The sequence below is a fragment of the Sorangium sp. So ce448 genome (assembly GCF_051520915.1).
Classification (GTDB): Bacteria; Myxococcota_A; Polyangia; order Polyangiales; family Polyangiaceae; genus Sorangium; species Sorangium cellulosum_B.
Window position 1 is genome coordinate 9834611 of record NZ_CP150343.1, and the last position, 23656, is coordinate 9858266.

Here is a 23656-nt window from a genome sequence, read left to right on the forward strand (position 1 = left end):
GGCCGATCGCCCCGGAGGGCCGGCGTGAGCCCGCGGTGTAGCACGTCGCGCGGCGGCCGCCGCACGTCGCGGCCGATGACCGGTGGATGAGAAGATCTTACTTCTTCAGCCAGGTCTGGGTCCTGCCGAGGAGGGAGATGCCCAAGAAGCCGCGCACCTTCAGCTTCTTCCCGCCCTCGATCGCCTCGAGCTTGCAGCTATAGGTCTTGCCGTTGTTCGGATCCAGGATCGTACCGTCATCGTACTCGTCGTCATCGCGGACCATGTCCCAGATGATGACGAGCCCCAGAATGGGCTTGTTCTTGTAGGCGCCCTCACAGGCGGTGCAGATCTTCGGCTTCCCCTTCTCGTCGAGCGGCTGCTTCAGGCTCACGATCTTGCCGAAGATCTTCCCGCCCTTCTCGTAAATCTCGACCACCGACTGCTCGACCCCTTGCTCATCGATCGTCCGCCACTGGCCGGTCACAGGGAGAGGATCCGCGAGCGCGAGCGAAGTGGCGAGGGAGCAACCCAGGGCGGCAAAAAGAGCCAAGAACCTCTTCATGTCGTCACAACTCCTTTCATCGGTCTGCAAAGCCACGGCGTTCGGCCCTGGCGTGGTGCTTGATTCGCATGTCGGTGCGCGCCGCTGAGTGCAACACGCCTCGGAGGGGGACGGGGCGCCGCGCCGTTTGTTCATCGGACCGGAGGGAGCGGCGGCGGGAGGCAGGGCTCTGGTCGGAGGGGGAGCCGAACGGCCGACATGGCTCTCTCGCAGCAGCCCTGCGGCGCGGTGGACGTCATTTTTCCCCCGAGGGTACCGGGCGGGTTCGTGGAGCGCAACGGCGCCGTGCGGCGGCGCGCCGGAACGTCGGGTGAACAGAGAACGGTTGATTCCACGGGGCTGGATCCCGCCGTGGCCAAGCTGCCCATGGCCCGCGCCTCGCGCCTCGCGCCTCGCGCCGCGCGCCGCGCGCGTCCGTCCATGCTGGGCCGGTGCCATTCCGCCGACTGAGGCGGTCATGTAAGGTTCTCTAGGTCAACCAGCGCGTGCAGCGTGGCCGTACGGTCGGACCGGTGATGCCCACGAGCTTCGAGCGGCGCCGCCGGCAGTCGGGCCTACGTGCTCTCTCAGCCGGCGTGAAGGATCCGAAAGCGATCGGGGTCCGCCGGATCTCGATCAACGACCTGGACCGGCGACCAGGCCCACTGCCAGACGCTGATGCCTGGCGTGCGGGAGAACCGGATCTGCCCGCGGGTGCCTTCGACGGCGACGCGCGCCCAGGATCCGGCAGTTGGCGCCCTGTCCGCGCCGTGAGAACGCAGCACATCGGCGAGGACGGCGACCGTGTCGTAGCCCTCGAAGGCGACGAAGGAGGGCGCTTCGGCCAGCCGCTCGCGCAGCGCCGCCTCGACCCGGGCACCGAGCGGGCTGAGGCGTTCGGGCAGGTAGCGCAAGAACGGGATGGCGGCGCTGTCGGCGCCCAGCAACGTCGCCCATCCGGCGAGCTCCGGTTGCCCGGCCGGAGCACCCATCATGATCTCGGCGAGGCGCTGGTCGCGGCGGACAGACTTGACGATCGACACCGCCGGCTCCGGGTAGCCGACCAGGAGAAGGAGGGCTGTCGCGCGATTGTCGACGAGCTCGTCGCACACGGCCGCAGGGGCGAGCGCGCGCATGTCGAGCTCGATGACGGTGCCGCCGCGTGGAGCGAGGTAGTCCCGCAGAATGCGGGCCCCAGACGCCCAGTAGACGCTCGAATCGGCTGCAACGGCGATGCGCCTGTGGCCCGCGCCGAGGAGGAAGTCCGCGTAGATCCGCCAGCCGTGGGACTGCGCCGGAGCGAGGCGCGCGACCCATTCCGTCGGCTGTTCGGTGAGCGCGTCGAGGACCGCTGACGAGCAGAGGAACGGCAGGCCGAGGGCGTCGGCCCTGCCGGCAGCGGCGCGCGCGGCGACGCTGTGATACTCCCCCGCCAAGGCAGCCACGCCCAGGCGAGCCAGATCATCGACGGCCGCCGCGGCCCTCTGCGGATCAGCCGCTGAGTCTCGGACCACCAGCTCGAGCGGTCTTCCGACGATCCCGCCGGCGTCATTGACCTCGCGAACGGCCAGCTCGAGTCCAGCGAGCAAGTGCCGGCCTGCCTCGACCCAGCCGGGCCGAGTCAGCGGAACGAGAGCGCCGATCTGGACGGAGGATCCGTCGGTCCGCTCCGCTCCAGGGAGCGGCAGTGGCGTATTCATGGGTTGGCGTCACTCATGCAACGATTCGTTGCACTATGCCCGGAAGGGGCCCACTGAGCAAGGCTCGCGAGAGCGCGCTGTCCTGGCCTCGCGCGGCCGGCGTGGGGATGACTCGGCGCTCGACTCGCGCCGCGACGCGACGCGAAGAGCGCTGGCCGCTCCGCGCGCGCGCGCTCGCTCCTACAGGCGCTCGATAAGGAAGCTCCGGGTCTGGTTGTCGAAGGTGAGGGGGGCGAGGTTCGCGTCTGCCGTGAGGACGCGCCACTCGGCCGAGTAGCGCCAGAGCCCGTTGTAGAGCGTCAGCTGGAAGCCGGAGGGGACGCGGACGGAGCTGACCCTCTGGTCCCATGGGGTACTCAAAAAGTGGCCGGAGCCGACGCCGTAGATGACCGATTGGCCCGAGTAGCTGGCGTGCTCGTAGAAGGTGACAACGTCGAGCTGCGGGTCCGAGGCGTTCGAGACGATGATGCCCGAGATCGTGTCGTTGAAGCCCGCGGCCACGAGATCCGTGTCCGAGGTGAAGACGCGCGCCTCGCCCCCGAAGCTGCCGTGCATGAAGGCCGTGACCCGGAGCCCGGCGGGGACCCGGATGGCGCTCACGCGGTTGTCTCCGATGATCGTCAGGTTCGGGAGGTCGTAGCGGCCGATCCCGAAGCCCTGCGAGATGCCGGAGAAGTTCGAGAGATCGTGGAGCACCACCTGGTTGCTGGGGTGGACGGTGGGGCCGCCGGCGATCGTGGCGTCGATCCAGGCGCGGTGGCGCGCGACGTCGACGCCGAGCTGCTTCGCGTGCAGGTTCGTGCCGTTCTGCCCGTTCGAAGCCGAGAACACGGCGACCTGACGCCCATCGACGAACCACGGGCCGCCGGAGTCGCCGCTCCAGCCCGCGCCCGTCACGCCCGTCGCCAGGAGCTCCTCGACGGAGTACCAGCCGTCGATGTGGAGGGTCGCCTTCTTGAGCGACGGCGCCATCACCAGCGGCGTGCCCTCGCTCCCCCAGCCGTAGGCCGTCGCGTCGCTGCCGACCGCGACCGACGTCGCCTGGGCCAGCTGGACGAACGGTCCACTGGCGTCCTGGGTCAGGTGGAGCAGCGCGATGTCGGCGGCGGCCGAGGGCACCTCGACGGCGTCGACCGCGATGCGCTGGCCGGCGCCGTACGTGTTGCTGCCGACGCGCACCGCCGACGTCTCGCCCTCGTCCGCGATGCAGTGCTGCGCGGTGAGCACCCAGCGCGCCGCGACGAGGGTGCCGGTGCACTGGTAGAAGTCGCCGGTGCTGCCGCGCACGTCGTAGACCTGGACGGCCCAGGGGCTCGCCTCGGCGAGCTCGCCGCCGACGATCGCGGACGAATGCGACCCGAGCGCCTCGATCGGCTCGTCCGACGCGACATCCATCGCGCAGCCCGTGAAGAGGCCGAGCGCGGCGCCCGCGCACGCCGCGAGACCAAGCTGATGACCAAGTTCTCTCTTCTTCATTCTGCCTCCACATCATGATTCTGTTCAGACGATCGCCCGCGCCGGCGGAGTCCGCCTCCGCCAGGAGCCAGCTTTCGTCAGCAATCAACGTGACGGGGCCTGTGATCGCGGCGTGCCAGGCTCGGCGACGGCGTCTCCGAGCAGACCCATGGGGGCACCGGGCTGAAACCGGTGAAGCGACAGCCGGAGCGGCAGGCCCGGAGGCGGGCGTACGAAATCCGCCCGCGACGCTCAAGAATGACGTCCAGAGTATGCTGCGCTACCCCAAGCGGCGCCAGGCGGCGATCTGAAACGGCCGCGTTCGAGGCGTGGAACGAGGCGACATCCCGCCGCACCTCGCCCGCGCCGGCAGCCTCCCCATGACCCTGAAAACGAGTGGCCCATGAGGATGAGGACCGGCGTACAAAAGACCGCGGACGGCTCGGGCCGCAACTCCGATCACGAGCGACGCGACGTCCCCGAAAGCGAAGGAGATCTCATGAAGAGAACGACCCATCATCCAACAGCAACGCTCGGACCGGGCTTGCCGGGGGTGGTCTTGCTGAGCGCCCTCCTCGCCGGGTGCGGTGACGGCGAGATGACGTCGAGCTCCTCATCCATGTCGTCAGGCACCGGAGGCAGCGGCGGCGAAGGCACGAGCGGCGGAAGCGGCGGCGGAGCAGGAGGCGGCAGCGCTCCAGGCACCAAAGGCTACCCCGATCGCTTCACCGTCGGCGCCCCCGGCGTGGGTACCTACGCCCAATCCGATCCCCAGCTCCCTGTGCCGCCCGGGTACACCGAAGTGTGGCCCAGCGACGACGAAAGCAAAGAGTGGGACCTGTACGATTGCAACGGCACTGTCAATCTGGACCACATGTACTTCCACGCGTTCATTTACATCGGCACCGGCTGCCACGGCACGGTCAACATCACGAACTCGATCATCGCGCCGCCGCCCGGCTCCACGAACCGCAGCATTCTGGTCAACGCCGACGAGTCCGCGCCGCTCACGTTGAACATCAGCGACACCACCATCCGCCCCGAGCCCGTCGGTCTCGGAGGTACGAACGCCGCCCTTACCGAGCATGCCGTGAACGCCTGCGCGACGTGCACCATCCGCTTGACCCGGGTGGACGTGGCCAACACCGGCGGCATGTGTCTTTGCGGCCAGAACACCGTCATCGAGCAGAGCTGGTTGCACGACAATTACATCGCGCACCTGGCCGACCCCTCTCTCGCGCATACGGGCGGTGTCTTCCCGTACGGGGGCAGCGGCCCGCTCGAGATCGGCCACAACCGACTCGAGCCGGGCGTCGACGCCGCCACGGGCAACGAAGTGCCGAACTACTGGCAAGCCATCACCGCCGTGCTCTTCACCCAGAGCGTCGACGGCTCGACGCTGCAGGACTACGACGTCCACGACAACTTCGTCTCGCTCGGCGCCTACGACTTCTACCCCGAGAACGGCAAGGACATGATCCTGCGCAACAACGTCTTCGGCCCGAGCCACTGGGGCTACACGGCGTCGTGCGCGACGTGTACGTACGCTGATTGGTCCAACAACGTGGTCGGCGACATCGACGGCAACCCCACGAGCGAGGTCGTCCCCCAGCCATGAGGCCGTTCGGTATCAACGTGGATGGCTTCGTCGGCGCTCGTGTGGAGGAGCCGGAGCTTGCCCTCTCACGCTACGGTGTCCTCGCGCACCGGGCCACGATGCCGCGGTTGCGGAGCACCGGGTCGAAGTCGACGCGGAAGGAGGAGACCAGCTCCGACGCATCGACGTAGAAGCTCCCGCCCCGGATCACCCGGTCCGTGGAGGGGGCTAAATTTGCACAATCATTGCACGATGGGTCGTACGGGTTCTTGTACCAATCCAGGACCCACTCCCACAGGCTCCCGCCCAGGTCCGCCTGCCCCCACTTTCCATCCCCCTTCGGCGACTTCGACCCGACCGCCTGAACATCGCTGAACGCGCACGAACCGTCGGGTCCGCAGCCATACACCGCGTACGTGCTGTCGATCGTCGTCGAGCTCGGCGGCTTCGACCACGGATACTCCCGCTGCCCGTCCGCTCCGCCTCCTCCCGCCGCCGCGTAGTTCCACTCCGCCTCCGTCGGCAGCCGGCCTCCGTCCCACGCACAGAACGCGAACGCGACGTACCAGTCCAGGCAGTTCATCGGAAGGTGCTCGTTCGCGCCGGAGCCATCCGTCCACGTCTGGTAGGTCGACTCGCACTTCACAGCGGTCTTCAATGCCGCCACACCGGCGGGCAGGCGGCTGTCCCACGCCGCGTCCCACCCGCTCCCCGGGATCTTCGGGTGCTCTCCTGCTCGTGCCCTGGGCTTGCTCCCGGGATAGGCCTCCACGAACTTCCGGAACCGTCCCACGGTCACCTCGTACCTATCCAGCAAGAAGCTGCTCATCGTCGCCGGATACGAGGAGTCGTTGCTCCGGTTGAACGTTCCCCCGGGTATCGCCGCACCCGTCGCGCAGCAGCTCTCGTTGCGCCCGGGACCGCACGTCTCCGTCAGCCCGACACAGCTCCGCGGCACGCACTTCCCTCGGTCGCACGCCGGCGCTGCCGCTCCACACGGCGCCGCATCCTCCCATTCCCCGCGCTCATCGCAGCGCTGCGGCCGGTTGTCCGTCGCCGTACACCGCACCTGCTCCGGCCCGCACTCCCCACGACACTTCCCCTCCACGCACGCCTGGTCCACGCACTCCTTCCCCCCGGGCGTACACGCCACGTCTCCGCCGCTCCCGCCGCTCAGGCCGTCTCCGCCGCTCCCGCCGTCTCCCCCGCTCAGGCCGTCTCCGCCGCTCCCGCCGTCTCCCCCGCTCCCGCCAGGCCCCGCGCCGCCTGCGCCTGCGGCTCCTCCGCTCCCCTCGCTGCCGGTCCCGGCAGCTCCACCGCTCCCGCCGCTCCCCTCGCTGCCGGTCCCGGCAGCTCCACCGCTCCCGCTCCGGCCGCCTCCCTCGCCGCCTGCGCCTCCTCCGCTCCCGCCGCTGCCCTCCGCCACCACGTAGTAGCTGGACTCCAGCCCCGCCAACCACCCGCACCCGCCCGCCGTGAGCGCCCACCCCGCCCACAACCATCTCGCGCCCTTCCGCTTCGCCATACTTTGTCCTACTGCCGCACCGCTCTCGCTGTCCACCGGCGCTCGCCTTCCGCCTCGTGCTCGGCCGCGCCGCCAAGGAGCGACCTCACGGCGGCGTCCCATCGCACAGCGAGGTGCAGGCGCAGCACGGCGATGGAGGCATCAGGTTCCACCTGACAAGAACGAGACGTAGTATGGCCGGATGACGGACTCAGACGACCCCCGATCGCCTGCGGCGCTCCACGGGACGCGGGATGAAATTCGTGCGCCGCCGGCGTCCCGTCAGGATACGGCGAGCGCGTCAGGGCCGGACGGGCACCAGCACGGACAGCCGGCGAGCGACGGGGCGCGTGAGCTCGGCGGGACGCCGGCGCCTCTCGATCTCGTGCCCGCCATGATCGCGGCGACCCGCGCGATCACGTGCGCCACCGACGAGGCGTCCCTGTTCGCGGCGGCCATCGAGAGCCTGTCCTGCCTGGGCCACGACGCCTTTTACCTCAGCAGGTTCTGCGACGACGCGAACAGCGTCCTGGAGATCGTGGGCGTCTGGAAGCGCGCCGGCGCGCCGCCCCTCCCGGCCGGCGCGCGCCTGCAGCGCTCGGCTTACCCCGGCCTGGAGAAGATCGCCGCGGGCGACCCGATCCTGTACGAGGACTGCGCCACCGACCCGCGTCTCCACGAGACGACGCGGCGCCTCATGGTCGACAAGATGGGCATTCGCTCGATGGCGCTGTTCCCGCTCATGCACGGCGACCGGCTCCTTGGCTCGCTGTCGGCCAACTACGGCGCGCCTCACGTGTACTCGCCGGAGGAGCGGCAGCTCTTGACGCTCGTCGCCCAGCTCTCGGCCGTGACGCTGCTCGGCATCCGGAGCCGCAAGCAGATCGACGAGAAGGTCCGGCTGGTGCAGGCGCTCTACCGCGCCGGCGACGCCGTCGCCGTGATCTCCGAGGAGGCGCCGCTGCTCGACAGGACAGCGGAGCTCCTTGTGAACGAGGTCGGCTACGTGATCAGCTGGATCGGGCTCGTGGACCACGAGCGCGGCGTGCTCGCCTCCCGCGCCGGGATCGGCAGGAGCTTCAGAGTCGATCTCTCCATCTCGCTCCCGCTGGACAACCCTGGGAGCGCGGCGGTCGCAGCGTTTCATCGAGGCCATCCGGTGGTGCGCCACGATCTCGGCGAGCGCGGCGAGGCCGAAGGCTGGGGTGAGGCCGCCACGAACGCCGGCCTGCGGACCGGGGTGTACGTGCCCCTCCGCGCGGGCGGAGAGGCGCTCGGGGTGCTGGGCGTCGGCAGCTCGGACGAGCGCATGACCGAGGACGAGGTCGCGCTCATCGCCGCGTTCGGGAACCAGCTCGCCGCCGCGATCCTCCGGGCGCGGAGGGACCGGGAGCGGACCGAGCAGCTCGCGCAGCTCGAGCAGGCCTACGACCGCCAGGCGCGGCTGCTCGAGGTCGTGCGCGAGCTCTCGACGCCCGTCATCCCGGTCCACGACGGGATCCTGGTGCTGCCGCTCGTGGGCACGGTCGACTCGAACCGGAGCGCGCAGATCATGGGCTCGCTGCTCTCCGCGATCGAGCGCGAGCAGGCCTCGGTCGTCCTCATCGACGTCACCGGCGTCCCGATGGTGGACACGGGCGTCGCCGACCATCTGCTCCGGGCCGTCCGCGCGGCAGCGCTGCTCGGCGCCGAGGTCGTGCTCGTCGGCATCGCGCCCACCGTCGCGCAGACCATCGTGCAGCTCGGCGTGGACCTGAGCGGCGTGACCACCCGCGGCGATCTCCAGGCGGGAATCGCCCACGCCCTGCGGCGGCGGGGCCTGGAGATCCGCCCGCTCCAGGCCGCCGCGGCGGCGCCCGGCGCCGGCGGAGACAGGTTCCGCAAGGTCCGGTGAAGCGCCCGCGAGAGGAAAGACTCCTCAAAAAACCATCAAATCTTGGCGTCTCTCGGCGTCTCTTGGCGTCTCAACTTCTCGCCGTTTGCGTGCGGCTTCAACCCGTTTGTCGCTCTAGCAGGCCGAAAGCGAGCCAGACGACGAGACGGAATGTGGGTCAGCGACAGGGACCCAAGCCTGGCCATGAATGCATGGGGAGGCGCGGTCCAAGGGGCAGAGCTTAAGCTTCACAGCGGTTGCCAGCCGAGCAACCCCGATTGCACCTGGACAAATCGGTAGTGCTTTCGGAGGAGGGGAACGCGATCGGGGACGCGTTAGGTGCTCTTAGCCCTCGCAGGCTCACAGGGTACCGCACGACATCCAGCTGGACGGGTTTATTACATCTGGATAGCGCGTTCCGGCAGAACGGTTCTCGTCAGCGGCCGGTTCCGGGCGCGACTGAGCGATGCCGCTCGTCATGTCTCGCCGTTATTGCGTCGCGCGGGACGCTGAACCGGGTCACCTTGACGCGAGCACGTATCACGTATAGTTTTGAGCGATGCGTTCGACAGGTGTATCGAGCGGATCTCGTGCGCGGTGGGCCACGGCCCTGAGCGCGATGATGCTCGCCGGCTGCGGAGTGACTGAGCTCTCGGCCATTGAGGGCGCTGCGGGCGCGATCGATAACGCCGGCAGCGCGGGTTCGGGCGCGGGCGCCTCCAGCCAGAGCGGCTCTGGGCATTCTGGTTCCGGCGCGTCCGGCTCCGGCGGCTCCGGCCCTGGCGCGACACCAGAGCTGGACATCAGCGGTACATGGGCCATGTTCGGGTTTGAAGACCCGGTCGCCGTGGACATCGAGCAGCGCGGCAGCGTGTTGTCCGGGAAGGGTTGCTTCTCGGGGCTCGAGGTCGACGGGGTGCCCCATCCCTTGGGGCCGTGCACGCCGCTCACCGGGCGCATCGTGAACGGGCGCGCCGAGTTCGCGTTCATGGCCCTCGAATACCGGTATGCCGCGGACGCTTTTGTCGCAGAATCCGGCGATCGCATGGCGGGCCGCTTTCACGGCGTTTCAGCGTGGTACGGGCCGACGGCGTGGCTGCGGACCGATCCTTCGCAACAATGGCTCGCGCACGACGAGCGCCTCGGAACCGCGCTGCGCGAACACCAAGGCAGCTACGATTTGACCCTGGATCCGAGCAGCGCACCGGGCGACGCGTTCTCGACCGATCGCTCCTACGCGCTGAGTCTGGGTGTCAACGCTTCGCCGCTCATCTTTGGCGATCTGGGCGCCTTTTGGGCGAGCGAGATGGCGTGGCATGAGCCCACCCTCACGATCGGCCCTGTACCGGCGACTCATCCCGAGCTGCCCGTGGCGCTCGAGCTCCGCTTCCGCGACACCGTGCTTCACGAGGTTAGCGCGACAATGCCGGAGGGCGAGCGCTACGTCTTCACCGCGGCGCCCACGCCCTGATACGGGCGGGACACTGTCCCGAGCTTTCGTGCTGTCGTCAGTTCGGCTGCCACCGTATCCAGTTCTGTGGGCACTCCGTGGTGTCGTACCCGTGACGGTAGAAGACGTCGCTCACGGATCCCGCGCGCACCGGACCCCGATGCCGGCTGCGCGGGTCGTCGGAACCCGATGGTCGCGGGTGGAGAGGAGCAGCGCCTCCGGGACGCTGCGCCAGCCGCCGCCGCGCATCACCCGCTCCGTCCCGCCCGTCGTGACGGAGCAGTCCACGCAGTCGGGCGTATAATCCACGTGCCAGTCCAGCGCCCACTCCCACACGCCCCCCGCCAGATCCGCTTGCTTGAACAGCCCGTCTCCCTGCGGTGATCTCGATCCGACCGGAAGGACGTCCTCGATCACGCACCCCGCCGCATCGCTACCATTGCAGGCATAGACGGCGTGGTCCGGATCGATGGCCACATCGTCCGGCGAGGCGGACCACGGATATGGACGCTGCTCGGCGCCGCCGGCCGCCGCGTAGCCCAGCTCCGCGTCTGTCGGCAGCCGGCCGCCGTCCCACGCGCAGAACGCAAACGCCAGGTGCCAGCTCACGCAGTTCATCGCCAGGCGCTCGTTCGCGCCGGGCTCATCCGTCCACACCCACGCCGTGCCCTCCGAATCGCAGAGCAGCCCTTCCAGGAGCTTCGCTCTGTCCGCCGGCAGATGTTCGTCCCACGTCGCGTACCACCCGCTGCCCGCGATCCTCGGGTGAGCGCCCGCGTCCACGGCTGGCCGGCTCCCGGGATACGCGTCCACGAACGCGCGGAACCGCCCCAGCGTGACCTCGAACCGATCCAGCAGGAAGTCGCTCACGGTGGCCGGGAAAGCCGGGTCGTTGCTCCGGTTGAACGTGCCGCCGGTCACCAGCTCGCTCGCGCAGCAGCTCTCGTCTTCCGCCGGCCCGCACGTCGCAGGCAGCCCGACGCAACGACTGCCGGTTTCCACGCTGCCGCCACCACCACCACGGCCGCCGCCGCCGTCGGCGCCGCCGCCGCCACCGCTGCCGCCGTGCTCCTCTACTGGATGGTAGGGCTTGTCCAGCCCGACGATCGTCGTGCACCCGACGCCCGGCAGGCACAGCGCCACCCAGGACCACCGCGCAGATCGCTTCCTCATGCTCGTACCTCTGTTATCGAGGCGAGAGCCAGGAATCAATAGAACGCTGCTGGATGGTCGGAGGAGGGGCATCCTCGTGTGACGCGCGCGGGCGCGGCTCGGCCGCAGGACGCGCGAGGTGGATCAAGGGCCGACATCCACGGCCTCGAGGCCGTAGCGCCCGAATGAGCAGAGCGCGCGGCCGCCGGAGAGATGCCCTGAGGGGTGTTCCACGAACGAGTTGACGATGCGCGCCGAGGACCGTAGCTTTCGACGCCCCAATGGCACCAAGCGGTTATCTCGAGCGAATCCTGCGCGCCCGCGTCTACGACGTGGCCCAGGAAAGCCCCCTGGAGGATGCGCCGCGGCTCTCCGCGCGCCTGGGCAACCGCGTGCTGATCAAGCGCGAGGACCTGCAGCCCGTCTTCTCCTTCAAGCTGCGCGGCGCTTACAACAAGATCTCCTCGCTGAGCGCGGCCGAGAAGGCGCGCGGCGTGATCGCCGCCTCGGCGGGCAACCACGCGCAGGGGGTGGCCCTCGCCGCCCAGCGGCTCGGCATCCGCGCCTGCATTGTGATGCCGACCACGACTCCCCGGATCAAGGTCGACGCCGTGCGCGCGCTCGGCGCGGAGATCGAGCTGATCGGGGATTCTTACGATGAAGCCTACGCCCATGCCAAGACGCTCGAAGCGAGCGAGGGGCTGACCTTCGTGCACCCGTACGACGACCCGGACGTGATCGCGGGTCAGGGCACCATCGCCCTGGAGATCATGCGCCAGCATCGCGGGTCGCTGGACGCCATCTTCGTGCCCGTGGGCGGCGGCGGGCTGATCGCCGGTATCGGCGCGTATATCAAGCATCTGTACCCCGAGATCAAGCTCATCGGCGTGGAGCCGGACGACGCCGCGTGTCTGCGCGCGGCGCTCGACGCGGGCGAGCGCGTACGGCTGAGTCAGGTCGGGCTGTTCGCCGACGGCGTGGCGGTCCGTCAGGTGGGCGAGGAGCCGTTTCGCATCGCCCAGCGGTGCGTGGATGACGTGATCGTGGTGGACACCGACGCCATCTGTGCCGCCATCAAGGATATGGCTCTCCTTTAGGTTTGGTGGATGCGTGGCCAGGTGTGAACCGGTTGCAGTGCGAGACCTGAACAGCAGAGGTGAATCAGCGCGATGAGGGAGGAGGCGCCGTGAAGGCCGTACGACCGTCGCGTAATGGTGCGCACCTTGCCATTGGTGCCTTCCGAGCGTGCGTTCGACAGCCCGCTTGCGACGTAGGCGACGATGCCATCGAGATGGCGACCAATTGTTCGCGCCGCTTTGGCGAAGGGCTTGAGGCCCGAGCGCGTCGCCCACGATATCCACTCTTCGAGCTTCGCCAGTGCGACATTCGGTTGACGCCGATCGAGAATGGCAGCGAACGACTCCTTGAGCAAATAGGCGCGGTAGAGCGTCGCATTCGCCTTCGGCAGTTCGGTCAGCTTCGCTCGCTCGATTCCAGTCAGGTTCCAAGGGTTTTTCTGCAGCGCGAATCGGGTGTGCTTCAGCGCGCTGCGCTCTTCTGGATCTTCGATCGTTCTCACCTCTGCACGGCGTACTTCGTCGAGCGCGTCATGAACCAGCCGCTGGACATGAAAGCGGTCGAAGATGATCTGCGCGTTCGTCGCCGACTCCGAGACCGCCGAGATGTACGCGTTCGACATGTCGATGGTGACCGCCTGGAGGAGCGCGCACCGCTCCGAGCCGAGCTCTTGGAAGAAGGTCCGGAGCGTGTCGGCGTTCTTCCCCTCTCGCGCCCAGACCACGCGCCCGGTGACGTGGTCGACCACGATGGTCACGTACTTGTGGTGTTTCCTGTAGGAGAGCTCGTCGACGCCGATGTGCGTGAGCCCGTCGAGGATGTCGTGGGGCAGCCGTCGCTCGACCACGCGACCGATGATCGCGCCGACCGTCGCCCACGCGACGCGCATCATCGCCGAAACGACGGTCTTCGAGGCCATCTGCGCCAGGTACCCGACCGTCTCCTCGAAAGCGTGCGTGAACCAGCTCATCGGGTCGGCCCAAGGCACCATCTCGGTGGTCACTCCGCACCGCGAGCAACACAGCCGCCGCGGCGAGTACTGGAGCTCCAGCGACATGCCAGCGAGGTCGAGGTGACGCCAGCGACGCGGTTTCCGCTGGTCGTACACCTTCCTCACCTGGTGACCGCACCCTCCGCAGCGAGGGATCTCCGTGGTCGGCTCGACGTCGCAGACCAGCCCGTCCGCCGTGAATTGCGCGCCAGTGACGCGAGTGAACTTGATTCCGAGGACATTGTTGAGCAAAGTGGTGGCGCGCACGGCCGATCGGGCTCCATGGGTTGGTGTGGTAACCCCCGAGGTAGCCCGTCGGCTGTGCGCGTTCCATCCCCAATCGCACCGTGCCCCTCCTGAGCCGGGGCCGCCTGCAACGCCGCGGGCGCCAGGGCGAGGTCACGCCGCCGCGCATCCACCAAACATCTCGGAGAGCCAAGGATATCTTCGACGACACGCGCTCGATCGCCGAGCCGTCTGGCGCGCTGGCGGTCGCGGGCCTCAAAGCGTACGTCGAACGCGAGGGCCTGGGCGGAAAGACGCTGGTGGCGATCCTCAGCGGTGCGAACATGAACTTCGACCGCCTGCGGCACGTGGTCGAGCGGGCAGAGCTCGGCGAACAGCGCGAGGCGCTGTTCGCGGTCACCATTCCGGAGCGACCGGGCGCGTTCCGCGAGTTCTGCCAGCTTCTCGGGCGCGCGACCATCACGGAGTTCAATTATCGTTTTGGGCGTGTGGACGAGGCGCAGATCTTCGTCGGCGTGGGCCTGTCCCACGGGCGCAAGCAGCGCGACGAAATTCTGGAGCGCCTCCACGACGCCAGGCTTCCGGTCATCGACCTCAGCATGGACGAGATGGCCAAGTTGCACGTGCGCTACATGGTCGGCGGGCGCGCCCCGACAGCGAACGAGCGGCTCCTACGTTTCGAGTTCCCGGAGCGCCCCGGGGCGCTGATGCAGTTCCTCACGCACATCGGCGGGCGCTGGAACATCAGCCTGTTCCACTACCGCAACCACGGCGCCGCGTTCGGGCGAGTCCTCGCCGCCTTGCAGGTCCCGGAGCCGGAATACGACGAGTTCGACCGTTTTCTCACCGACCTCGGTTATCCATTCATCGAAGAGACGAAGAATGCGGCCTATCATCTCTTCTTGAGATGATGAAACCCCAGCACTCGCCGGTGGGGATGTACGTCACGTCCGTCACCCAGACTTGGTTGGGCGCTTGGTGGGCGTGCTCAGGTGAGCGTCGACTCTTGCCCGCGCGGACTCCGAGCGCTTGACCCACGCGTGCGCGTGTCGGAGATCCTGTCGGACGCTCCGAGGGCATGTCGGACGATCCGGACGGCCAGGTAGGTCTCGAGCGGCACCCACCGCCCGCCGTCGCGTGGTGATCCCTCCGGAGCCACCCGAGGTCACTCTTTGACTCCTGACAGGGCTTCGCCCGGCGTGAGCTCTTTCCACGCGACCACGCCTTTCCTTCCTGACGATCTGCTCGGTCTGCGCGTGCACGCGCCGCTCGTGGTGAGGCGACCGCTCCCCGGACCGGAGCAGCACAGGCTCAGCCGCGCCGATAGCGGGGTTCCACATGCGCACGCGGCTATTAACCGTGAACCCGATGTCGCCAGGCTGCTCGGGTCCGCTCGTCGATCGGAGCCGTGCAAACGTCGTCGAGCCGTGCTGGAGGGCGATGTCGCCGTCCTCCGACGTGCGGACGACAGGCGTCTCGACCGTCATGTACTTGCCCCACGGCCCCAGCGTGATCGGCGGAGGCGTCGTGTTGCCGAGCACGTAGTACACCGTGTGCCCGTCGACCGTCTCCGAGCTCCAGCCGGACGGGAGGGAGAAGCCCGCGGGGAACGAGAGCTCGAGGCGGCAGCGGCAGCTGTTGCGCCATCCGGTCGTGTTGAGGAACGAGAACTGGACGGTATCCCCGGCCGCCGCGGTGATGCCGCCGGTCGCCGACGATGCTGAGGCGGACGACGCCGTCCGTGCGCTCCGCGCCTACTACGACCTCGGGCAGGCCGTCGCGGCGGCGGACTGGAAGTGGGCGACGTGTCACGGCAAGACGAAGGGCTTCGAGCCGCTGCTCGCCTGTGAGAAGGGGGTTCTCGACGAGATCCAGAGCCTGCGCGCTCGCATGCCGACCGCGTCGACGAAGAGCACGTGTGGCAACGAGCTCGAGGATGCTCATCGCCTCTACGTCGACGGGCAGGAGCGGCTCCACGGCGACACCGTGGCGTGGCTGGAGAAGCGCCGCGCGGCCCTCACGGCGGCTATGCGCGGTCGCGCTCTCTCCGACGCGTGCCCTGCGGCCGGGAAGGCATGCGAGGACCTCGCCGCCTGGCATGTCCGAGCGGTACGGGGCAATCCACGGCGCCAGCTACGCCCGCGTGCACGGCATCGAATGCACGATGCGGCTGTTCCAGTGCGGCCCTGCCGACAACGTGTGCTCCGTCAGCAAGGTGGCGTCGCGCTTGGGACTTGGGCCGGAGGCCAAGCGTTCCGGCGATCTGGCCGTTAGGACCACGGGGCGCCGCGTCGAATAGCGCACACTACCACGCTCGACGCGCGCTACTGTTTCCAGCGACCGCTCGTCATCGACCGGTTTTTCTGCTCGATCTTGCAGGCAGACGTGGGAGCGCGATCGGCCTGCTCGCGACGTTGCCGCTGGCCATCGATGCGCGCAATCGTGCCCGATGGATGCTGCGCCAGGTCTGGAAAAATCCTTCGCGGCGGAATCGAGACTTCGTCGAGACCTGTGCGCGCGTCGAGCAAGAAGTCTGAGGAGGGCAGCGCGGCCGGTTCTGGCCCACGTTGGCACACGGGTGTTTGTCGCCGCCAGGGGCGAACCCTCGCAAAATCAGCCACTTAGATGCTCATTGTGACACATGGCACGAAACATGTTTATGTACGTCCCCGTGAAAAGTCATCCTGTTGTTTGGCTCAGCTTCTTGGGAATTGCGCTTCTTGGCTGCAGCGGCGGTGAGGGCGGTGGCGGCGGGGAGGGGGGCCAAGGCGGCGATGGCGGGGCCTCATCCCAGTGCGACGCATTGCGTGACGAGGCGTCGCCGGGGAACGTGGTCTTCAAACTCACGAACAAGCGCGCCACGCCGATTTACTACGACGACAACGGCGAATGTTCGAGGGCGTTCAGGGTCAGCGAGGGCGATGCGATGCCGCAATCGCCCGGCCTGACCGGGTGGCCCACCTGCGGGTGGTACATGGACAACGACGACCAGGGCCCGCTCGATTGCCTCTCGAGCGAGCTGAAACCCCTCGGGCCGAACGAGAGCGTCGAGCTCACCTGGGATGGCCGGGTCCTCGAGCACCATGATCTGCCCGCCGAGTGTCAAGACAGCCGCGAATTCCCCCCAGCCTGCGACAAGCTCGTCGCGCTCGATGCTGGCACCTTGACCGCGCATGTAACTTTCTGGGGTGACCAGGATTGCACCAACGGCATGTGTGTGGGGCTCGATCATGCGATCAAGCAGCAGACGTTCTCGTTCCCCGCTGCAGGGGCGGTCGATATCGCCGTGGAGTGAGCGTCGGCGTGTTGACGCGATCGGTTTCTTGCAAGCACGGCAGCGCCGAGGGGGGCGGCTGAGCGGATCTCCGCCGGAGAGAAGTTACTGTCGCTTGATAGGCCCTTCACCGCGGGCAATGCAGCGGCGAAGGGCTTCCCGTTGGGCCATTCCGGCCCCGCCCTCGGCGGCGAAACAGGCGGACGCTATGGGAATCGCTATCGTTTTCGGCGACCGCTCGTCATCGACCGATTTCTCTGGCGGGACTGTTCCGCGGTGGCGAACCGTCGCGATCCGTCGCATCCCCGGGGATTTTGGGAGAGCGTGACGACGGATCGCACCCCCTCGGACGGCATAGGCCCAACCCGGGCCCAGCGGCCAAGCCCCGGGCTTAAGGAGCTCGCGGTGACCGAGACGTCGCGTCGGGCCACGGTGGTCGCCTTGCTCGCCAGCACCCTGAGCCGCGCTGTCGCCCTCGGGGACGAGGCGGCGGCCCGGGTTGTTCACGAGGCGATCGGTCGATTGCTCGGGGTGCCGGTGGCATCGGACGGATGAGCTAGGCTGGACGGGGGTGCGGTGCATCTTGCGCCGGCGCCGGCGCCGGCGCCGGCGACTACCCGCGCGCCGACATCGAACCCCCCGCCGCCGGGGCGGGTAGCACGTCATCGCCTGAGTCTCCCGCGACAACGCGCGCTGTGCCTGGAAAAATCCATTATGAAAGGAGTCCCGTTCGATGATGCTCCAGCGTCTCGCACGGGCTTCCTGGGTCGCGTCTGGGCACCGAAGTTCTCATCTTGACAGGGGTGAGAATCGCTGGGGACCATGCCTGAATGGCGCGCACGGCTCCGGTCCCGAACATCCCTGCGATCCCTGGAATGAACCCTGGCGTCTGGATCATGGGCGGTGGAGGCGGCGGCGGTGGCAAGGGCGGCAGGGGCGGCAGTGGGAATGGAGACGGTCAGGGCGGGAGCGCCAACCATGGGGGCAACAACCCTGACGGCGGCGGCAAGGGGGCCAACGGCTGCGGAAATGGACAGGGGGCCGGTGCTTGCTCCAACCCGGTCCACGGCGGCTCCGGCGGCACCTCCGCCGGCGATCCGGTCGACGTGGTCACCGGCCGCGTCTTCACGCTGCCGACGCTCGACCTCGGCCTGCCCGGTCCGCTGCCGCTCGTCGTGCAGCGGCGCTACTCGTCCTCTGCGCGCGATCGCGACATGGGCCTTGGCTTCGGGTGGAGCCACTCGCTCGCCTGGGAAATCGAGCTCTCCAGACGCGCCGTGCGGATCACGCAGGACGACGGCACCGTGGTGACGGCCCCGCTGCTGGAAGAGGGCGAGACGCGCCCGCTGGTGGGGCAGATCGTGCTGCGTCGAGCGGCCTGGGGATTCGCGCTCACGACCGAGGACGGGCTCACGCTGTTGTTCAACGAGCGCCATCAGCTGGGGTCGCGCTACCGTCTGACCGCGCTCCTCGACCGCAACGGGAACTGCATCGAGCTGGGTTACGATGTCTCCGGTCTCGCGTGGATCCGCGATTGCGTTCAGCGCTTCGTGCGCGTCCGGCGGGAGCGCTCGGGCCGCATCGCCGCCTTCGAGGTGCGCACGGCGACGAGCCCCTCCGGCTGGCACGCCTTCTTCACGTATCGCTATGACGAGCGCGGGGATCTTGTCGAGGCTACGGACGCCGAGGGACATGTGTGCCGGTACGCCTATGACGAGGAGCACCGCCTCGTCACCCACGCATACCGCAGCGGGCTCGTGGTCCACTACCGGTACGACCGTGAGGGACGCTGCATCGAGACCTGGGGTGAATACCCCGCTCAGGAGGACCCAAGCCTCGCGGCCGGGGTGCCTGTGTTCCTCGCGGACGGCGTGACGCGAGCGCGTGGCATATTCCATTGCAAGCTGGAGTTCTCGGGAGACGGCTACTCCGAAGTGGCGGACTCGCTCCGTGTCCGGCGCTTTTTCGGCAACAAGCACGGCAAGGTCGATAGGTCGACATGGGGCGCGGGCGTGCTCTCGCATGAGTATGACTCCCTCGGAAACATCGTCGCTTTTCGGGACGCAACGGGCGCGATGACGCGCTTCGAGCGCGACGCGGCAGGGCGGGTCACAGCGATCGTCGATCCGCTCGGCCGCCGGACGCAGTATGCCTTCGATGATCGCGGCGCGCTGACCGAGCTCGTGCGCGCGGATGGGAGCGCGCTCCGGTATACACGCGACGATCTGGGCAATCTTCTCGCCGTCGAGGACCGGCGCGGCGCCATCGTCATGTACGATTACGACGAGCGTGGGCTCGTGAGCGTGGCAACGCTTCCGAACGGGGGAGTGACCCGCTTCGACCACGACGCGCACGGCAACCGCACCGCCGTGATCGAGCCGAACGGCGCGAAGAAGACGATCTATTACGACGACCTCGGCCGCGTCGTGGGATACATCGACGCGCTCGGCGCCGTGACGCGCTACGCGTATGACGCGCGCGGCCTGCTGCGCACCGTTTCCGATCCAGCGGGCGGGGTCACCACGTTCGAGTTCGACGCCGAGGGACGGCTGGCGCGGATTGTCGATGCAGCCAGGCGCGTCGACAGGCTCACCTGGGGCGGGCTCAACGTGCTCTGCGAGGTGCAGCACGACGGTGCGGGGCCCATTCGGTACCGCTACAACCGCGAAGGCCACCTCATCGAGGTGCACAACGAGCGCGGGCAGGTTCATCGCTTCGTGCGGAGCCTCGCAGGACACGTGATCCGCGAGGAGCTGATGGACGGACGCACGCACGACTTCCGGCGCGATCTGTTCGGTCGGCTGACGCAGTGGCGGAGCAGCACCGGCGAGCTGGTCGAATACGAGTACGACGCAGCCGGGCAGTTGATCAAGCGGATCTACGACGGCGGGGTGGAGGAGTTTGCCTATGACGAAGTGGGGCGGCTGATCGATGCGCGAACGCCTGACACGGAGTGCTACCTGACATACGATGAGCGGGGCTGCCTCGTGAAGGAGGAGCAGATCACGCTCGGCGTCCGCCACACGATTGAAGCGGTCTACGACTCCATGGGGCACAGGACGCGGCGCGTCAGCTCGCTCGGGTACGTCGAGCACATGCATCGAGACATCATGGGCAAGATCGCGCGGGTGGCGCTCGGCCGGGAGGTTGTGGACTTCCACTACGACGCGCTCGGCCGCGAGCGGCAGGCCGTCCTTCCTGGCGGCGGGCGCATTCAGTATGACTTCGATCCGGCCGGTCGCCTCGCCCAGCGGCGCGTCTTCTCCGCGACAGCGCGCAGCGCGGTTGGACCGGGCGAGCCGGAGTGGGTTGGGCCCATCGCGCACGGGGTCGTCTCGGACACGCAGTATCGCTACTCCCCTGCAGGTCTTCTCGAAGAGGAGCTCGACGCGCGTCTCGGCGCGACGGGATACCGATACGATCCTATGGGACAGCTCCTCGCCAAGATCCCTGCCCACGGGAGGGCGGAGCTCTTCGGCTTCGACGAGGTCGGCAACCTCTACGCCACCGAGGCCGGCGAGCACGCATACGATCGCGGCGGTGCCCTTCTTCGGCGGGGGGAAACGGCCTACACCTACGACGAGCGCGCGCGCCTCGTCGAAAAGCGCCTCTCCGACGGGAGCCGCTGGAAGTACACCTGGGATGGACGCGGGCGGCTGGCCTCGGTCGTCGCGCCCGACGGGCGCCTCGTGGAGTTCATTTACGACGCGTTCTGCCGGCGGCTGGCAAAGCGGGTTCGATCCAGCAAAGGACAGCTCCTTGCCCTGACTCGCTTCGTTTGGGACGATCAGCGCCTGCTTCACGAGGTGCGTGTGCGCGACGCGTCCCTGGACGTCCCGGTGACCGAGACGCGAACGTATGTTTTCCCGGATGGGAGCTTCGCCCCGCTGGCGCACATCGATGACGGCGGCGCGCCCCGGTTCTACGTGAGCGCGCCGAACGGATTCCCCGATCTTCTCGTGACGTCCTCGGGGCAGATCGCGGCCGAGCAGCGGGCGCGCGCGTTCGGCGCGGTGCAGGGAGAGGCATTCACGCCGCTGCGGTTTCCTGGCCAGTACGCGGACGAGGAGACCGGCCTTTGTTACAACAGGCATCGCTATTACGACCCCGACATTGGCCGCTACATCAGCCCGGATCCCGTCGAAATCGTCCGCCGCTACGGCTTCGCCGACAACTCGCCGCTCAACACGGTGGACCTCGACGGTCTGCAACCGATGACCACGACCATCCGGCGCTCCCAGATCAACCCGGACGGCAGCCGCACGCCGCTGCCGAACGCGAGCGGCGTGAGCATGGGGCTGCGCGATCCCGACAACCCGGTCGACATCCACCCGACAGTCTGGAACAACATGGCGCCACAGGTGCCGATACAGAGCGACAATGGCAACACCAACTGGCAGTTTCCCCAGGCGACGCGGCCTCCGGCGAACTGCTCAGAGCCCGCGGCGCTGAGCGAGCATCTCTATGACTACGAGCGACGGAACAACTTGCCGCGCGGGACCTGCGGCTCGGCCAGCGACCCGAGCAACCAGCACCTCCGCAGCGCGCTCCGAGAAATTACGGAGATCAGCTCCATCCAGCAGGGAGGCGGACCGCGCAACGCTTGTCCAAACTGCGGCGTGCTCATCGGCAACCTTCAGAGCCAGGCGCAACAGGGGGCGCCGCCAGACGAGGTGGTGGACCTGGTCGGCGTCACCAAACCGGATATCGATAAAGCGAACCAGCGCTGGCAGGAAGCCATGAACCAGGGCGCGCCGACGAGGAGCGCGAGGAGCATCATGAACCCGCGTAATGCGGCTAGCCTGCGGGTGCAGATGCCGCGCTGAGGACCGTCATGGTGATCTCCCGTTTTGCCATCGAAACCCTCGCCAGTCGCGGAATCGTCCGCAGCGAGGCGCATCGTGCCGGCCGCGATCGGCTGGAAAAATTGCTGCATCTTTACAGGCTTCCCGCCCATGAAGCTCTGTTCGCCGCCGAGGCTGCGATTGGCGGCTTCGCCGGCTCGGACCGCGCACGGGACCCGCTGGAGCTCCCGCTCCGCGGTTCCTTCGGCCCCCCCTCGCGAGACTGGTGGGAGATCCTCCTGGGTCCAGGCGCACTGCTGGGACGCAACATCACGAGGGCGCTGTCCCGCGCCGGCTTTTGGCCCATCGGGATCAGCGCACCTTTCGCGGCGTTCGCGGGGCTCGACCCGTACCTCCACGTCTCTCACGACCGTGCGGAACGCTCCCAGGGAATGGTCGATTTCCTGCTAGCCGAGGACGGCACCGTCTCCGTGGAAGGCTCTTCGACGGGAAACACGCCGATGCCCTACGCAGCGTCCCCCGTGATCCTGGTCGAGAAGCTCGCGCGCTTCCTCGACATCGAGCAGCGCGGCCTCCACCACCTGCGCGTCGAAGCCCGCCCGCGCGCTGGCGCCCGGCTCGCGGAGGCGCTCGGCGCCCGGCCCGTGGCGGCCGCGAGCGATGCCTACCACACGGTCTGGGACGCCGAAGATCTCGTCATCCTAGACGGGCACCCCTCGGGCGCCGCGCCGGACCGGACGCTCGTCTTCGCCAGGTCGGTCGAGCGGCTCGCCCGGGCGGTCGAAGCGCTCGCGGGCTCGCCGGCGGTCGCGGCGATCGCCTGCGACGAGGTCACCGTGGCTCTCCGCGATCCGGGCGAAGCCCCCGCGCCGGCGAGCCGCGGGCTCGTGCCCATCGGCCTGGACCGACCCGAACAACGGGGAGCGCTGCGCCTCGAGCGCACCGCATCAGGCATATCGCTCGTCCAGGAGCGTGACTTCGGCGGGCGTGTGCTCGAGCGCCACGAGCTCCCGCCGGCGGGCGACCGGCTCGCGCACACGCGATGGATGCTCGCCGCCGAGGGGTTCCGGGGCGTGCTCACGGACCGCGCGGTAAACGCCCTGCGCGCGCGGGGGGTGCTCCGGGATCCGCAGCGCACCGCCTCGCGCGCCCGCCTCGAGGAGCTGCTCGCGCCTCACGGCGTCGCGGCCAGCGACCCGCTGCTCGCGTTCGAGCAGCACGCGGGCGGCCTCTGTGTCTCCCGCGACCAGGGCGAGCACTTTTGGCTGGGCCCCGCGCTCGAGCTCGAGGGCGGCGTCCTGCCCCGCGACGGGTTGGTGCCGATCGGCGCCTTCTCCAGGGGCCTGTACTTCATGGCCGCCGACGGCGCGATCCTCGCTGACGACGGGGTGGTGGAGCGCTTCGTCTTCGCGGATTCGTGGCGCATCTTCCTGGAGCGGTTCGCCTTGGGGCACGAGGCTCCGGACGTGATCCCGGGGTGGCCGGCGCGCCATCGCGCGAGCCTCTCCGAGGACGTGGGCGAGGCGCTGGCGCGGGCTCTCGGCGTCCCGCGCGCGCCCGAGCTCAGCGACCGCACGCAGTCGTTCTGGACGAGCGATGACCTGGTGATCTGGTCGACGCCCGCCTACCTCGAGTTCTGCGTGTCCCCCTGCATCCTCTACGCGGACGAACTTGCGGTGATCGAGCAGGCGCTCGCATGGATCCAGACGAACCATCCTGAGCTGAGCATCGAGCGGAGCGAGGCCTCGCGCTGATCGAGCGCCGGCACCGGCGGCCCACCCTGCTCCGGGTGCCCTGCCTGCTCCGGTGGGTGCTGCGTTTGGCCCGCTCGCCCCATTGTGGATTGAGGCGCTTGGGGCAGACGCGCGCAGCGCCGCGACGCTCCTGCGGCGCTGCTGGGGGATGCATGGATAAGCTGTTGATACAGCGTCGCTTTTTCTCGAGGGATGCGGATCGCGTAAGGTTCTCTATGTCAACCAGCGCGTGCAGCGTGGCCGTACGGTGGGACC

Annotated in this window: 15 protein-coding genes and 2 pseudogenes; 10 read left to right on the forward strand and 7 right to left on the reverse strand. The window is 68.5% G+C overall.

Features of this window, described 5'->3' with window-relative positions:
• Positions 1 to 97: 97 nt before the first annotated feature.
• The 3 genes from WMF45_RS37190 to WMF45_RS37200 all read right to left on the reverse strand — a co-directional run bounded on the left by WMF45_RS37190 (position 98) and on the right by WMF45_RS37200 (position 3699).
• Positions 98 to 544, reverse strand: coding sequence for a DUF2147 domain-containing protein (locus WMF45_RS37190; RefSeq protein WP_437710517.1), 447 nt, complete (start codon positions 542 to 544; stop codon positions 98 to 100).
• A 566-nt stretch (positions 545 to 1110) separates the two neighbouring features.
• On the reverse strand, positions 1111 to 2223 hold the full coding sequence (locus WMF45_RS37195) for an ABC transporter substrate-binding protein (RefSeq protein ID WP_437710519.1): 1113 nt from the start codon (positions 2221 to 2223) through the stop codon (positions 1111 to 1113).
• Between the two features lie 180 nt (positions 2224 to 2403).
• Positions 2404 to 3699 (reverse strand): S1 family peptidase, encoded by a 1296-nt coding sequence (locus WMF45_RS37200; protein WP_437710521.1) that lies wholly within the window; start codon positions 3697 to 3699, stop codon positions 2404 to 2406.
• A gap of 478 nt (positions 3700 to 4177) precedes the next feature.
• Here WMF45_RS37200 and WMF45_RS37205 point away from each other — a divergent pair, with 478 nt between their 5' ends.
• On the forward strand, positions 4178 to 5296 hold the full coding sequence (locus WMF45_RS37205) for a hypothetical protein (RefSeq protein WP_437710523.1): 1119 nt from the start codon (positions 4178 to 4180) through the stop codon (positions 5294 to 5296).
• 70 nt (positions 5297 to 5366) lie between these two features.
• Here WMF45_RS37205 and WMF45_RS37210 read toward each other — a convergent pair whose 3' ends face one another.
• Positions 5367 to 6800, reverse strand: a complete 1434-nt coding sequence (locus WMF45_RS37210) for a formylglycine-generating enzyme family protein (RefSeq protein WP_437710525.1) — start codon at positions 6798 to 6800, stop codon at positions 5367 to 5369.
• A 181-nt stretch (positions 6801 to 6981) separates the two neighbouring features.
• On the opposite strand from WMF45_RS37210, the gene WMF45_RS37215 reads away from it, so the two are divergent.
• Positions 6982 to 8673 carry a GAF domain-containing protein gene (locus WMF45_RS37215; protein WP_437710527.1) on the forward strand — a complete coding sequence of 564 codons (1692 nt, stop codon included), beginning with the start codon at positions 6982 to 6984 and terminating at the stop codon, positions 8671 to 8673.
• Between the two features lie 538 nt (positions 8674 to 9211).
• A complete protein-coding gene (locus tag WMF45_RS37220) occupies positions 9212 to 10123 on the forward strand; it encodes a hypothetical protein (RefSeq protein WP_437710529.1) in 912 nt (303 codons plus the stop codon).
• Positions 10124 to 10234: 111 nt separating this feature from the next.
• Here WMF45_RS37220 and WMF45_RS37225 read toward each other — a convergent pair whose 3' ends face one another.
• Positions 10235 to 11275 carry a formylglycine-generating enzyme family protein gene (locus tag WMF45_RS37225; protein ID WP_437710531.1) on the reverse strand — a complete coding sequence of 347 codons (1041 nt, stop codon included), beginning with the start codon at positions 11273 to 11275 and terminating at the stop codon, positions 10235 to 10237.
• A gap of 260 nt (positions 11276 to 11535) precedes the next feature.
• Here WMF45_RS37225 and ilvA point away from each other — a divergent pair.
• Positions 11536 to 12339: pseudogene (gene ilvA / locus WMF45_RS37230) on the forward strand (threonine ammonia-lyase, biosynthetic); the annotation flags it as partial.
• Between the two features lie 8 nt (positions 12340 to 12347).
• On the opposite strand, the gene WMF45_RS37235 reads toward ilvA, so the two are convergent.
• Positions 12348 to 13589 carry an ISL3 family transposase gene (locus tag WMF45_RS37235; RefSeq protein WP_437710533.1) on the reverse strand — a complete coding sequence of 414 codons (1242 nt, stop codon included), beginning with the start codon at positions 13587 to 13589 and terminating at the stop codon, positions 12348 to 12350.
• A 170-nt stretch (positions 13590 to 13759) separates the two neighbouring features.
• Between WMF45_RS37235 and WMF45_RS37240 the strand changes: the two are divergent.
• Positions 13760 to 14479 (forward strand): annotated as a pseudogene (locus WMF45_RS37240) (threonine ammonia-lyase, biosynthetic); the annotation flags it as partial.
• A gap of 742 nt (positions 14480 to 15221) precedes the next feature.
• Positions 15222 to 15842, forward strand: coding sequence for a hypothetical protein (locus tag WMF45_RS37245; protein WP_437710535.1), 621 nt, complete (start codon positions 15222 to 15224; stop codon positions 15840 to 15842).
• Between the two features lie 50 nt (positions 15843 to 15892).
• Here the strand turns inward: WMF45_RS37245 and WMF45_RS37250 are convergent, their stop codons facing one another.
• Positions 15893 to 16096: a hypothetical protein gene (locus WMF45_RS37250; protein WP_437710537.1), complete on the reverse strand. Its 204-nt coding sequence runs from the start codon at positions 16094 to 16096 to the stop codon at positions 15893 to 15895.
• Positions 16097 to 16221: 125 nt separating this feature from the next.
• Here WMF45_RS37250 and WMF45_RS37255 point away from each other — a divergent pair, with 125 nt between their 5' ends.
• The 4 genes from WMF45_RS37255 (at position 16222) to WMF45_RS37270 (ending at position 23401) form a co-directional block, all read left to right on the forward strand.
• Positions 16222 to 16863 (forward strand): hypothetical protein, encoded by a 642-nt coding sequence (locus tag WMF45_RS37255; RefSeq protein ID WP_437710539.1) that lies wholly within the window; start codon positions 16222 to 16224, stop codon positions 16861 to 16863.
• 384 nt (positions 16864 to 17247) lie between these two features.
• On the forward strand, positions 17248 to 17397 hold the full coding sequence (locus WMF45_RS37260) for a hypothetical protein (RefSeq protein ID WP_437710541.1): 150 nt from the start codon (positions 17248 to 17250) through the stop codon (positions 17395 to 17397).
• Positions 17398 to 17672: 275 nt separating this feature from the next.
• A complete protein-coding gene (locus WMF45_RS37265) occupies positions 17673 to 21668 on the forward strand; it encodes an RHS repeat-associated core domain-containing protein (RefSeq protein WP_437710543.1) in 3996 nt (1331 codons plus the stop codon).
• A 479-nt stretch (positions 21669 to 22147) separates the two neighbouring features.
• The gene (locus tag WMF45_RS37270; RefSeq protein WP_437710545.1) at positions 22148 to 23401 is read left to right on the forward strand and encodes a hypothetical protein; all 1254 of its coding nucleotides are present in this window, start codon (positions 22148 to 22150) and stop codon (positions 23399 to 23401) included.
• Positions 23402 to 23656 lie beyond the last annotated feature (255 nt).